General features: G+C 64.9%; 17 protein-coding genes. 5 read left to right on the top strand and 12 right to left on the bottom strand.

What is annotated here, in order from left to right; all coding sequences use genetic code 11:
- Positions 1-4: 4 nt before the first annotated feature.
- Positions 5-1,279, top strand: coding sequence for an MSMEG_0569 family flavin-dependent oxidoreductase (locus tag KM176_RS05730; protein ID WP_160890869.1), 1,275 nt, complete (start codon positions 5-7; stop codon positions 1,277-1,279).
- Entirely contained in the window at positions 1,276-2,046 is a 771-nt protein-coding gene (locus tag KM176_RS05725) for a Pnap_2097 family protein (RefSeq protein ID WP_215558764.1), read from the top strand. Before KM176_RS05730 ends, KM176_RS05725 begins: the two co-directional genes overlap by 4 nt.
- A gap of 93 nt (positions 2,047-2,139) precedes the next feature.
- Here the strand turns inward: KM176_RS05725 and KM176_RS05720 are convergent, their stop codons facing one another.
- Complete coding sequence (locus KM176_RS05720) at positions 2,140-2,718, bottom strand: hypothetical protein (RefSeq protein ID WP_236045176.1); 579 nt, start codon at positions 2,716-2,718, stop codon at positions 2,140-2,142.
- Positions 2,719-2,874: 156 nt separating this feature from the next.
- Here KM176_RS05720 and KM176_RS05715 point away from each other — a divergent pair, with 156 nt between their 5' ends.
- Positions 2,875-3,264 (top strand): c-type cytochrome domain-containing protein, encoded by a 390-nt coding sequence (locus KM176_RS05715; RefSeq protein ID WP_160890871.1) that lies wholly within the window; start codon positions 2,875-2,877, stop codon positions 3,262-3,264.
- Positions 3,265-3,275: 11 nt separating this feature from the next.
- Here the strand turns inward: KM176_RS05715 and KM176_RS05710 are convergent, their stop codons facing one another.
- Positions 3,276-3,440: a hypothetical protein gene (locus KM176_RS05710; RefSeq protein WP_160890872.1), complete on the bottom strand. Its 165-nt coding sequence runs from the start codon at positions 3,438-3,440 to the stop codon at positions 3,276-3,278.
- A gap of 2,459 nt (positions 3,441-5,899) precedes the next feature.
- On the opposite strand from KM176_RS05710, the gene KM176_RS05705 reads away from it, so the two are divergent.
- Positions 5,900-6,109, top strand: a complete 210-nt coding sequence (locus KM176_RS05705; RefSeq protein ID WP_160890873.1) for a hypothetical protein — start codon at positions 5,900-5,902, stop codon at positions 6,107-6,109.
- Complete coding sequence (locus KM176_RS05700; protein WP_160890874.1) at positions 6,096-6,524, top strand: hypothetical protein; 429 nt, start codon at positions 6,096-6,098, stop codon at positions 6,522-6,524. The genes KM176_RS05705 and KM176_RS05700 overlap by 14 nt, the downstream gene beginning before the upstream one ends.
- A gap of 111 nt (positions 6,525-6,635) precedes the next feature.
- Here KM176_RS05700 and KM176_RS05695 read toward each other — a convergent pair whose 3' ends face one another.
- The 10 genes from KM176_RS05695 to KM176_RS05650 form a co-directional block, all read right to left on the bottom strand.
- Positions 6,636-6,905: a hypothetical protein gene (locus tag KM176_RS05695; RefSeq protein WP_160890875.1), complete on the bottom strand. Its 270-nt coding sequence runs from the start codon at positions 6,903-6,905 to the stop codon at positions 6,636-6,638.
- Positions 6,868-7,230: a hypothetical protein gene (locus KM176_RS05690; RefSeq protein WP_160890876.1), complete on the bottom strand. Its 363-nt coding sequence runs from the start codon at positions 7,228-7,230 to the stop codon at positions 6,868-6,870. Before KM176_RS05690 ends, KM176_RS05695 begins: the two co-directional genes overlap by 38 nt.
- On the bottom strand, positions 7,227-7,487 hold the full coding sequence (locus KM176_RS05685; protein ID WP_160890877.1) for a hypothetical protein: 261 nt from the start codon (positions 7,485-7,487) through the stop codon (positions 7,227-7,229). The genes KM176_RS05690 and KM176_RS05685 overlap by 4 nt, the downstream gene beginning before the upstream one ends.
- Before the next feature lie 83 nt (positions 7,488-7,570).
- Positions 7,571-8,386 (bottom strand): M15 family metallopeptidase, encoded by an 816-nt coding sequence (locus KM176_RS05680; RefSeq protein WP_160890878.1) that lies wholly within the window; start codon positions 8,384-8,386, stop codon positions 7,571-7,573.
- Between the two features lie 30 nt (positions 8,387-8,416).
- Positions 8,417-8,812, bottom strand: coding sequence for a hypothetical protein (locus KM176_RS05675; RefSeq protein ID WP_160890879.1), 396 nt, complete (start codon positions 8,810-8,812; stop codon positions 8,417-8,419).
- 27 nt (positions 8,813-8,839) lie between these two features.
- Positions 8,840-9,334 (bottom strand): hypothetical protein, encoded by a 495-nt coding sequence (locus KM176_RS05670; RefSeq protein WP_160890880.1) that lies wholly within the window; start codon positions 9,332-9,334, stop codon positions 8,840-8,842.
- 3 nt (positions 9,335-9,337) lie between these two features.
- The gene (locus KM176_RS05665) at positions 9,338-9,631 is read right to left on the bottom strand and encodes a hypothetical protein (RefSeq protein ID WP_160890881.1); all 294 of its coding nucleotides are present in this window, start codon (positions 9,629-9,631) and stop codon (positions 9,338-9,340) included.
- 15 nt (positions 9,632-9,646) lie between these two features.
- The gene (locus KM176_RS05660; RefSeq protein ID WP_160890882.1) at positions 9,647-10,642 is read right to left on the bottom strand and encodes a phage late control D family protein; all 996 of its coding nucleotides are present in this window, start codon (positions 10,640-10,642) and stop codon (positions 9,647-9,649) included.
- Positions 10,642-10,851, bottom strand: a complete 210-nt coding sequence (locus KM176_RS05655) for a tail protein X (protein ID WP_160890883.1) — start codon at positions 10,849-10,851, stop codon at positions 10,642-10,644. Before KM176_RS05655 ends, KM176_RS05660 begins: the two co-directional genes overlap by 1 nt.
- A complete protein-coding gene (locus KM176_RS05650; protein WP_160890884.1) occupies positions 10,851-11,276 on the bottom strand; it encodes a phage tail protein in 426 nt (141 codons plus the stop codon). The genes KM176_RS05655 and KM176_RS05650 overlap by 1 nt, the downstream gene beginning before the upstream one ends.
- Between the last annotated feature and the right edge of the window lie 16 nt (positions 11,277-11,292).

Genomic DNA, 11,292 nt, shown 5'->3' with positions numbered 1-11,292 from the left:
GGCCATGAAGGACAACGCAGCCCCCCACAGCCCCGTGATCATCGTCGGCGGCGGACAGGCCGGCTTCTCGGTGGCGAAATGCCTTTCCGAAACCGGCATTTCCTCGGTCATCTTCGAGCGCCACGGCAAGTTTCATTCCTGGCGCAAGAACCGCTGGGACAGCTTCTGCCTGGTGACGCCGAACTGGCAGTGCCGCCTGCCGGGCTTCCACTACGACAAGGAATACGGCGGCAGCGATCCCGACGGCTTCATGCTGAAGGACGAGATCACCAATTATCTTGATGCCTTCGCCGAAACCTTCGCCCCCGACCTGCGCGAACATGTCGAGGTGCGCCGCGTCACCCCCCGTCCCGAGGGCGGCTTCCGGGTCGAGACCTCCATCGGCGAGTGGACCTGCGATCAGGTGGTGATCGCGACCGGCGGCTACGACACCCCGATCGAGCCGGGCTATGCCAAGGCCCTCGACCCGGCGATCCTGCAGATGCATTCGGTCGATTACCGCAACGTGGACCAGTTCCCCGAGGGCGGCGTGCTGATCGTCGGCACCGGCCAGTCCGGCGTGCAGCTGATGGAGGATTTCACCCGCGCGGGCCGCGATGTGCACCTGGCCGTCGGCCCCGCGCCGCGCAGCCCGCGCCGCTACCGCGGACGCGACGCGACCGACTGGCTGTACGATGCCGGCCATTACGCCATCACCATCGACACCCACCCCGATCCGGTGAAGGCCATCACCCAGACCAACCACTACATGTCGGGCCGCGATGGCGGCAAGGAGATCGACCTGCGCCGCTGGCACCTGGACCACGGGGTAGAGCTTTACGGCTCGCTCGCGGACATGTCGGGGACGCGGGCGGCCTTCCTGCCCGATCTGGGCAAGAACCTTGATGATGCGGACCGCTCCTATGTCGGCATCCGCACCCAGATCGACGCCCATATCGCCCGCGCCGGCATCGATGCCCCCGAAGAGGCGCCCTTCACCAAGGTCTGGGCCCCCGAAACCGAACGCACGGAGCTGGACCTGGCCGAGGCCGGAATCACCTCGGTCCTCTGGGCGATCGGCTTCCGGCCCGACTACCGCTGGATCGAGGCCGATGTCTTCGATGCCCGCGGCAAGCCCCGTTTCCATCGCGGCGTGACCGACCAGCCGGGGCTGCATTTCATCGGCCTGGGCTGGCTGAACACCTGGGGGTCGGGCCGGTTCCTGGGGATCGAGGAGGACAGCCGCTACCTGGCCAACCGGATTGCCGCGCAGATCGCCGCCGGGGCCATCTCCGGATGAGCGCCCTGCCCGCGCCAACCGCCGCCCCCGCCCTGCGCGAGCAGCTGCGCCTCGGCATGATGCAGCTGTCGCCCTACGGCCTGTCAGAGCAATGGCTGCTGCGCCACCTGGGGGATCTGCACTGGTCGCTGATCGCAAGGGCCGCAGGACGGCCCGACACCGCCTTCCGCGATGCGACCGGGCGGCCGGTCTACGCGGCCTTCTGCGCCACCCGGTTGCAACTTTCGGACCGGGTCGCGCGGCTGGGCGGCACGGTCGGGATCGCCGCGCGACTGGCGCAGGTCAGCCCGCATCGGCTGGGATCGATCCACGAGGTCACGGGCCCCGAGGGCCTGCTGGCGCGGCTTGAGATGATCTCGTGTTTCCTGAGCCATGACGAGAGCGGATCGAACCGCCGGCTGCTGCGCAGCCGCCTGCCCGGCCTGCCGCCGCTGCCCGTGGCCGATGGCCCGCTGATGGCGCTCCATGCCCGGGCCCGCGACACCGCACGACGCCTGCGCCAGGGCAGCCCGGGACCGGAACGCCTGAGACTGACGCCTTTGCCGGCGCTGGATTTCAATGCGGTGGGCCTGCTGTATTTCCCGACCTTTTCGCGCATTGCGGAACAGGCCGCGCCCTCTGCCGGCGCGCTGCGCCTGCGCGAGGTGATCTATGCCGGCAACCTTGATCCCGGCGAGGAAATCGTCGTCAGCGGCCCGGACGAAACCCTCGTGCTGCACGGCCCCTGCGGCCCGCTGGCCGAGATCCGCGGCCGGCTGCGACCCTGAAGGACCTGCCCCCGACCCTTGCCGGTCCTTCCGATGTGCGCCCCCGACCTGCGCTGCACACCCGGCCCCAAGCGAGGGGCCGGGTGCCCGCGCTCAGTGGCTGGCGTGGTCGCAGGTGACGCTCGGGTTGAACGGCATCAGCACGCCCATCGGATTGTCCCGGAACAGCCAGACATGCTGGTCGTAATGGGGCATGAAACCATGCGCCTCATCGCCGGGCGTGTTCGCATCATCCGCCATGTGATCCCAGGCCCGACCGTTGATCGAGAGGTCCTCGCCGGTGGCCGCGGCCTCCCAGGCGGCTTCGAAGACCAGATTCTCGACCGCGACAAGCTCCAGGGACCCGTCGGCCTGCGGCTCGTAGATCAGGATCGAGGGTTGCGACCAGTTCGTATAAGTCGACTCGCCGTCCACCCGGGGCTCCGTCGCGGTGATCTTCAGCAGAGCCGGATGGATGTAGTGGATGCCCATCGCCCCCAGCTCCGGCGGCAGCCCCTCTCCCTTGGCCGAAACGCAGTGATTGTCGGGCGGAATGTATCCATCCGCCAGAGCCACGTTGATATCCTTGTATTTCTCGACGCTTGCACGCAGGGCGTCCAGATCCACCTCGGCTGCCGAAAGGGACAGGGGTGCGCAGGCCGCGACAACGGCCATCCATGCCATTCTTTTCATTGTTCTCCTCCCTAGATGCGCCGTCGCAGGCCAAACCGCCGCGATGGCCGCCCCATTTTACCACAAAACCCGGATCCGATGCGGTATGCTGGGCGTCGCGGCAACGCCGGTATCGCCGCATCAAGGGAGAGGGATTTGCCACATGGGAGGCACAGGATGAGGCCCGCACTGCTGGCGCCTGCCCTGGCAGCGCTGAGCACCGGGGCTCTTGCGGCAGAGGAGGCCGCTCCTGCTGGCTGGGCCGAGGTCAGCGCCATCTTCACCGCCCGCTGTGTGATGTGCCATTCAGAGCTGGCAGGGGCCTCGAAGGGGCTGCGGCTTGACGATTACGCGGCAGCACTGGCCGGGGGCGAACGTGGTGCCGTCCTGATCCCCGGCGCCCCCGCCCGAAGCGAGCTGATGCTGCGCCTGCGCGGCACCCACCAGCCCCGGATGCCCTTTCTGGGCCGCCCCCTGCCCGATGCCGAGATCGCACTGATCGAAGGCTGGATCGCCGCCGGCCTGCCCGAGTTCCCCCGACACGAGGAGGCCGGGCTGCCACCCTAGCACCTGTATCTTCAAGGGTGTCTGGGCGCCCATTCCTCCCGTCTTTTGCAGAGCCCATTGGTGATGATGGCAAGCTTGCGCGCCACCGCCGTCACGATGACCTTGCGTGATTTCCCGTCTTTACGAAGGTGATTGGCGCAGGCCTTGAGCGTCGGATCCTGCTGCGAGGCGAACAAGACATGTCTCAGGGCGCATCGATCCCCGGCAATCGCGGGCTTGCCGCGCAGCGTTCCGCTGTCTTGCGCAATCGGGGGCCAGAGCGGTCAATGCCGCAGCGGCCTCTGCCGTGAGGGTGCCGATTTCAGGAAGCCCGACGATCAGCGTTGCGCGCGCCACCGGGCCGATACCGGGCATGGAACGGCAGATGCGAGCCCTGTCCCCGAGCCGGCTGTCACCTTCGAAAAGACGATACATGCGGCTTTCCTGTGCGGTGATGCCCTGTCCAAGCAGAGCGTCCTCTCGTGATCGAAACGTCGAACGGCTCCGCAGTGCCCGATTTCCGATGCGCCCGGACTTCGCCCGAGTGCCGCTTTCGCATCTCGACCATCCGTGCCCGCCTGGCGGTCAAGACGCTGAGATGCCAATGATACTCAGCCGGAACCACCCGTCCAGCCTTGGGTCTAAAGACCGGGAAACGGGCAATGAGTTCGGCATCCATCCTGTCGGCCCCGGCACGCCTCCGCAAGCTGCCCGCAAGGGCCCAGACCTGCGCTGGCACCCTTTGCCGGGCCTCGGCCCCGCGCCCTCAGATGGGACCAGAGGCGCCATTCCTGCCCGCCTATCACTGCGAAACAGACGACGACCTCCTGCTTGTGCGCGAGATCGGACATCGCGACATGAGCATCATCGGTATGGCGGATGCGATGGCGTTGACCGCCCGAAAGGCCCTGCATGTCGCGCCAGTCTCGGCTCACCTCCATCCCCCCTTCTCGGCCGATCGGTGCGCCATCACCTGCCGGGCAGGGCTTGATCCGACCATGTGTTACCGTCTCCATGCTGTCCTCCTTCTGATGCGCGGCCCCGCAAGGGCCGCTGGCAACGGGTCGAGACAAGGAAGAAGAGACCGTGCCGACCTGCCAGGATGCGTGGCCGTGCCACAAGGGTCAGACGTCGCGGGTCCTGGCCGGGACGCGTAACGGGACCATGCCACCAGATCCGGGATCCAGGACGGCCAGGGGGCGCACCCGCTGGAGGATGACAGCCGCGCAAGCGATGGCTGATGGAGCCACCTATGCGCATCGGCCATGGTGGGCCGCGACACGACGCCAGTCCTTGAGCCTGCCGAACATGATCCCGATCCGGTTGCACCACCTGCAACGGCGCCCGACGCATTGGACGGGCTTCTTCCGGTGTGTCCGACCGGAGGGGGAAGCGACCATGCCATTGTTTTCAAACTCTTCTCAGGTCCGGTCGGCGCGAATGCCTGCAATCGCCAAGAGACCATTTGACGTTCGCCAGGACGCCGAGCAGGACGCGCGCGCCGATCACATCGAGGCGCCGCCGCCGTTCTGGTCCGCGCAGAAACGGACCCACGTGAATGGAGGGATCTGCCGGCGCCAGTGCCATGGCGGGAGGAAGCCATGCCGCCAATCTGGGTCGCCTGCCGTTGGCAACAAGCAAAGCCCGTCCCGCGGTTTCTCCGGACCGGACCCTAAACGGGCGCCAGGAAAGATGTATTCCGCACAGGGTTAGAGCCGATCCCCGTTGACGGATAGCGCGATCTGGAGGCCCGCATCTATGAAGTATGGGCACATCAACGGAAACGACCCGGGCCGTCCCCCATCCCGCGCAAGTGACCAGCACCCCTGCGCCGCTGGCAGGACATGGTCGCAAACGCTCGGTCACATACCGGGTGCACACCTCGGAAACATCAAGCGCGAAGCCACGGATTGTGTGTCAAAACGTTGAAACTGCTACGGATAACTGAAAGCAAGCCTGAAGAGAAAAGCGCAAGTGTCTGATCTGCATGGTGCACCCGACAGGATTCGAACCTGTGGCCTCTGCCTTCGGAGGGCTAGAGCCTTCCAAATATACTCGGAATAACCCCGTTATGTTCACCAAATAGCCCTGCCCTCCAACTCACTGGAGAGTGATAACCGGACCAAAAGCGAACCGGGAAGAATTTTCGCAACATTTCTCGCCGAAGCCACGACAGCACCGCTGATGGCGTCCATGCTGCGTCCGTCATCCCTTCGACATGGTTAGTCGACTGTAACCGTACCCGAATGAGGCCACGAGTGGCCATTGCTTCGACACGAGACGCCGCACACGATGCGTTTGAGCGTATCAGACAAGACAGCCTTCACCGACGCGGCCACTTCCCGGCATCCAACGCTTTCGCTACCTACAAGTTCCGTCACCACAAGCCGACTACGACTCCCAACTTTTCGACGCAAACATAGAGCTATGCTCTGCCAACCGTTTCACGTACACGACCGAGTACGTGAAACGGCCACAACGCGCAGCCATGGATGCAGTGACGCCGATTTTTCTGCAACCTTTGCGACGATGAACGCGTTGTAACAACGTACACGTTCGAGACGCGCACCACTTTAACGTTGTATGGATAAGTTCCGTGGTTTAAGAAGTAGTCCGACATCGAAGACGTACACGACGTCGACGTAGGAGAGAAGTGATGAACATGATCTGTGTAGATGGCGACTGGGTCGGTGACACCCCCCAACGCACTCCGCTGCATTTTCGGATCATTCAGCGCCTGCCGGCGCCTGCGAACGATGGCTTGAAGCGCGATCCTCATGCGCGAACTGGGCGCTTTGATCAAATGCAACCTGAAAAGGCTGCCGCTTTGCTTGACGCGATGGAGAAAGCGTTTGCCGAACTCTGATCCTCAGATCGGTGACGTTTATTATTACCCCTACATTTGGCAACGGCAGATCAAAGAGGACGGAGAAGATGCCGTCGCTGAGAAGTACCGTCCTTGCTGTGTAGCTATACGTCTTCCCGTTCTTATTGATGGGGTTGATGTGTATCTTCTTTCGATCAGCACCAAGGACTACTTTGATAGAGCAGATCGCATTGTAATACCGCCAGAAGAGATAGCTCTCATTAACGGGCTCGACCCTCGTGTCACGTCTTACCTAACCGTCTGTGAGTACAGCGAAACCATTCATAACTCACCAGTATTTTCAGAGATGCAATATCGTGGCACATTTTCGATCAATTTCATGAAGAACGTAGTGACCCCGAAAATTCGTCCAATGCTGGAAATGGCGATATCGAAGCGCCAAGCGGGAAAGTAGTCTCCCTGACGGCATCTCTATAGAATTTCGGCTAGATCAAAAGAGGCAAGAAAAAGGGATAGTGCTCAGGAAATCTATCCAAACCGGCTACTAAAGTACGTGTACTGTTCTTTATTTTTGGGCACCGAAGGCCGCCGAGCTTTGAAGCTTCTCAAACCACGCAGCGCAGTCATCGACTCTTGCCCACTGGCGCACCAGGGCGTGATCCGTCTTCCGCAGCGCAACGTCCAGCCGGTCCCCCAGCTGGACGCCGCTTCCGATCTTCTCGCGGCACGCGGACGGCAGGTCCGGCAGCTGCAGCGGCGCGGCCTGCGCCTTTCGGCGCGCGGCGTCCTGCAGCGGATCACCGACCCCGCAAGAGGCGCAGAAGGTCAGCATCAACAGAGCAATCAGCGTTGACCGTCGTTTCATTCCCGTAAGCCTCCAATTCGGCAGCGAAGCGCTGCGCGTCCCCTTCCGATGCCTGCAGACGTTCCTGCAGGACGCGACTTGCCGCATCGCTGGCGGCAGCGCGGCGCTTGATTTCCGTCAGTTCGGCTTCGGCGGCGTCCAGCTGCATCTGACGGACATAGCCTTGGCGTGCGGTCTCGACCGCCGCGCGGCGGTCCTGCAGGTGCCAGACCCACAGCCCGCCGCAGAGCATCACCGCCAGCCCGATGCGGCTGGTCAGCAGGCGCCACCCTGTCCCGGCCAGCAACGCCATCATGGCGCACCGCCAGGGCCGCGCTTGTCCATCGCGCCGCGTCCGCCCAGGTGATCCAGCGTGGTCGCCCCCAGAAGGCCGGTGAAGGTGATCACCGTGACCGTGGAAGCCAGGCCGATCACCGGCGACATGTCCACGCCCTCACCCACTTTCCAGAAGATGTAACTGTCCCAGCCCACCGAAATCAGGAAGGCAAACAGCGTGGCCTCACGCTTGTTGGACTGCCCGCCCAGCACCCATTTCATGAACAATCGAAGCATCCCGCTTCCCCTTTCCCCGTGTCAGGTGGTCCCAATGCAAAAGGGCGCAGGCTGGTGCCCGCGCCCTCTGGTGCTGCCCTCGATCACAGCCGGGCGAACTGGAAATGCATCCAGTCCGCGCCCCAGGCATAGCCCGCCGGGGTGCCGCCGTGGGCCATGACGATCCGCCAGAAGGCAGCGTAATCCTCGGCAGCGAACTGCGCGCGATCCGCGCCCCACCGCAGTTGATTTTTCTCGGGGTTCAGATCGACCGCCGCGCCGTAGGCATGGACCGACAGCGCCGCCCCGCCGCGCATCTTGCGCAGGTTGTAGCAGCCGCCGAACACGTCCAGTTCCAGGCGTTCGATGTCGGCCTGCCCGTAATGGGCCAGTGCGTCCCGGAAAATCCCGGTCAGCGGCTCGGACAGCTTTTCATGGCAGGAAAACCGGGTGACCGTCTGCGCCTTGTTCCAGGCGATCTTCATCGGATAGGCCAGTTGCACCTTGCCAGCGGTGCATTGTGCCCCGCCCGCTTCGCCATAGAAGGCCGGCATGTCCTTCTGGCGGGGATAGGCCAGTTGTGCGGGATCGCTCTTCGCGCCCACGATGGCCGACCGCGACAGCGTGGACGTGGTGCCTGCGCGCTCGCTCTGCCAGGCGGTCAGGGCCTCGACAGTGTTGTGACCGGCGTAGCCGTCCACCGCGCCGGGCTCGAAACCCAGCTGGAACAGCACCGCCTGCCCCGCGCCGATCAGCCGGCGCGCCTGCGGCCAGCCCGAGGGAGGCTCGACATAGGCCCCGGCCTGTGCGGTTTCGGCCTGCGCCACCGTCTGCAGGGTCTTCGCCCCCGCATCCCCGTCAATGGCACCAGAGTACCAGCCCGCAGCCGCAAGCAGCTGCTGGATGTCAGACACATTCATGTCCGCTTCCTTTCGTTTTCAGATGTTGGTTCAGGCGGTTCCGGGGCGACCGATCAGCCGCCGATAGAGGAACTTCAGCAGCACCAGCGGGGCCAGCATCGGCAGCTTCAGCCGGTATCCCTCGGGCAGGTCCGTGACGATCTTGCGCTGGATGTTGTCGGTCCAGCCCCGGCCCCGCACCCAGGTCACGCAATGACCTTCGCCATTCGGGGCAAGGCAATACCAGAGCACATATTTCAGGGTGATCAGCGCCCACCAGAAGCGCCAGAGCGACTGGCCTTCCCAAAGCCAGATCAGGGTCAGCGAATAGTCCTCGCAATCGCCGTAGACCGGGCCGGACCCGCCCAGGATTTGCCAGTATTCGCCTTTGTCGGCGCGATAGGTGAAGCGCCCGTTCAGCGCCTGCTGAACAGCATCAACGGCCATGGCCGTTACCTCCTTGGTTGGAATGGATCAGGGCTTCGCCGTCCAGGGACCGGACGCGAAGCGGTTGGCCTGTCGCCCCTCGGGGCACAGGTGGAAGGCCCAGATTTCCCAGGCTTGCGGGGTGCCCTGCAGCGGCGTGGACAGGATCCACGGCCCCCAGGCTTCGGCCTGCCCCGAGGGGGCACGCGACCCGCCGCCCCAGATGTCGGTTTCGGGCGACAGGTCCAGGCGCACGGGTCGGCGCAGCCCGTCCGGCATCAGCGCATAGGCCGTCAGGCCGCCGTAGACGCAGCGGGTCTTGATCATGCTGCCGCGCACCGCCAGCCCCTCGGGGACGCTCTCCTGTTCCACCGTGACAGCCCGGAAGGGCGTCTGCAGGGTGATGTCGCGGAAGACCCGATACCGGGACAGCTGTTCCCAGGCTTCGGCGCTGCCGCTGACGGCCACCACCGCCACCAGCACCGCGAACATGCCAGCATTGGCGCGGATCGCGGCGCGCGTGTTCTGCAGGACGTCAAACATGGATCACCCCTTCCCGCCGATCCGACGCCGGATCAGTTCCTTGATGAATTCCCGGTCCGAAATCAGCCCGGTGGCGGTATCCAGGACAATGAGCCCCACCGCCATGATACCGAGGGCCGCCAGCACCTCGGACCCGCGCGTCCAGGGCGCGATGGTGGGGGACAGCCCGTAGGCCAGAAAGGCGCTGGCCGCCGTCTTGACCAATCGCCTGTGCAGCGGTTCGCTTTCCGCCCTGACCATCGCCCACAGGACCATCCCGCAGACCACAGTCCAGAATTCCGCGCTCTTTCCGAACACCGTGCCCCCTTCCGGTCATTCCGCCCGTAGCTTTCCCGACAGAGACGTGCGCAGCCCGCCGGACTTGCCGAAGGAATGCTGCACCGTCTCTAGGATGAATTCCTGCCCGTCGATCCAGGAGCGCACGCCCGCGAAGACCACCGGCTGCCCGGCCATCAGCGCGGGATTTCCCTCGATCACGCAGGACATCTGCACCAGGCCCCGGACCATTTCGCGCGCGGCCGCCTCTGCCGCGCGGCGTGCTTCGGCTTCGGTCCCGAAGGGGGATCGCAGAACATGTTCGCCGCTGGCCTCGGGGTCGGCCTCGACCACCACCGACTGCCGCCGCGCGCCGCTGCGGTCCTGCCAATAGGCTTTCACCGTGGCGAAGCGGTCGCCGTCCTCGATCGACACCCGGCAGCTGCCCTGCAGGATCACCCCGGGCAGGATCTGCACCGCCGTCATGCCGGTGCCGTCCGCCGTCTCGCCCGCGCCGCGCCGCAGCCACAGGAGCTTGCCCGCCTTGATGGTGAAGAGCGCGCCGTGCCGTTCGGCCAGCCGTTCCAGGAAGGCCAGATCGGTTTCGTCCTGCTGGCCGATCCAGTCATAGACGTGATCCGACACCGCATCGGCAATCTTGGTGGTCAGGCCGTAATCGGCGGCGATGTCCTCGACAATCTGGCGCACGCTGGCCCCGTCCCAATGGCGGGTCTTGTTGGTCTTCATGTCGGATCGGTAGTCGGCGGAATGGCCGCGCACCGACAGGGTGAAGGGGAAACAGGTCATTTCCACCCGGTCCACGATATAGGAACCGGCAAAACCCACCCCTGCCCCGGTGTCGATGCTGACCGCCACCACCGCGCCCCGACGCGGCGGGTCCAGGTGCGGCGCGCCGTCGCTGAACACCAGGTCCAGGGAATCCGAGCGGATGCCCTCGCGGTCGGTGATGGTCAGCGACATCAGCCGTTCGAAGAACAGGCCGGACACCGGCGTGCCGTCCACGCTGACGCGAACGCTTGGATGCAGCGCCATCAGTCCCAGAGCCTCGCCGTGCCGGTGGTGTCATCCGCCGTCAGGTCGGGCAGCGTCAGCGTGATGCCCGCCGGCAACCAATGGGCCGTCAGGGCGATGGCAGGGTTTGCGTCCAGCACCTGTTCCACGGCCCCGGCCTGCTGGCCGTACTGGCGGTAACAGATCAGGTCCAGCTGATCGCCCTCGGCGGTGGTGTAGATCACAGCCATCAGACGGATACCCCCGTCAGCGCCGACAACGACAGCGTGCCGGACAAGCGCCGCAGCGACAGCGAATAGGCATTGCGCCCCGCCGTGCCGTTGCGGTCATGGAAACTGCGATCTTCGTCCACCCGCTGCACCGCGTGCCGCCCGAAGATGCGCCCCCCAAGGGACACCAGCATCAGCGGCAGGCCGTTCTGCGCGGCCAGCCGGATGCCGTCCAGCGTGGTCTGGCCGCCGAATTCGCGCGGGAAGAGGACGCCCGAAATGGTCACCACCTCGGATTTCGGCCCGGTCCATTGCAGGGCGTTCAGCCGCCCCACGGTTTCCAGTTCGGCCCAGCTGGTATCCAGCGACCGCTGCAGCCCGGTGAAGCCGAAGCCATGCGCCTGAAACGGAAACGGCCCCAGGGCCATGACGACAGGTCCGGCCATGGCCTACCCCCTGTCC

Origin of the sequence: Pseudooceanicola endophyticus, from assembly GCF_018760365.1 — a bacterium.
GTDB classification, from domain to species: Bacteria; Pseudomonadota; Alphaproteobacteria; order Rhodobacterales; family Rhodobacteraceae; genus Pseudooceanicola; species Pseudooceanicola endophyticus.
The sequence above is the reverse complement of the archived record's forward strand: the minus strand, read 5'-3'. Positions and strand labels throughout refer to the sequence as shown.

Excerpts from the sequence above, each read along its gene's own strand:
- KM176_RS05655 (WP_160890883.1), bottom strand. The coding sequence starts at position 10,851 with ATGGCTGTGATCTACACCACCGCCGAGGGCGATCAGCTGGACCTGATC.
- KM176_RS05715 (WP_160890871.1), top strand. The coding sequence starts at position 2,875 with ATGAGGCCCGCACTGCTGGCGCCTGCCCTGGCAGCGCTGAGCACCGGG.
- KM176_RS05685 (WP_160890877.1), bottom strand. The coding sequence starts at position 7,487 with ATGCTTCGATTGTTCATGAAATGGGTGCTGGGCGGGCAGTCCAACAAG.
- KM176_RS05690 (WP_160890876.1), bottom strand. The coding sequence starts at position 7,230 with ATGATGGCGTTGCTGGCCGGGACAGGGTGGCGCCTGCTGACCAGCCGC.
- KM176_RS05730 (WP_160890869.1), top strand. The coding sequence starts at position 5 with ATGAAGGACAACGCAGCCCCCCACAGCCCCGTGATCATCGTCGGCGGC.
- KM176_RS05680 (WP_160890878.1), bottom strand. The coding sequence starts at position 8,386 with ATGAATGTGTCTGACATCCAGCAGCTGCTTGCGGCTGCGGGCTGGTAC.
- KM176_RS05725 (WP_215558764.1), top strand. The coding sequence starts at position 1,276 with ATGAGCGCCCTGCCCGCGCCAACCGCCGCCCCCGCCCTGCGCGAGCAG.
- KM176_RS05670 (WP_160890880.1), bottom strand. The coding sequence starts at position 9,334 with ATGTTTGACGTCCTGCAGAACACGCGCGCCGCGATCCGCGCCAATGCT.
- KM176_RS05675 (WP_160890879.1), bottom strand. The coding sequence starts at position 8,812 with ATGGCCGTTGATGCTGTTCAGCAGGCGCTGAACGGGCGCTTCACCTAT.
- KM176_RS05705 (WP_160890873.1), top strand. The coding sequence starts at position 5,900 with ATGAACATGATCTGTGTAGATGGCGACTGGGTCGGTGACACCCCCCAA.
- KM176_RS05650 (WP_160890884.1), bottom strand. The coding sequence starts at position 11,276 with ATGGCCGGACCTGTCGTCATGGCCCTGGGGCCGTTTCCGTTTCAGGCG.
- KM176_RS05660 (WP_160890882.1), bottom strand. The coding sequence starts at position 10,642 with ATGGCGCTGCATCCAAGCGTTCGCGTCAGCGTGGACGGCACGCCGGTG.
- KM176_RS05720 (WP_236045176.1), bottom strand. The coding sequence starts at position 2,718 with ATGAAAAGAATGGCATGGATGGCCGTTGTCGCGGCCTGCGCACCCCTG.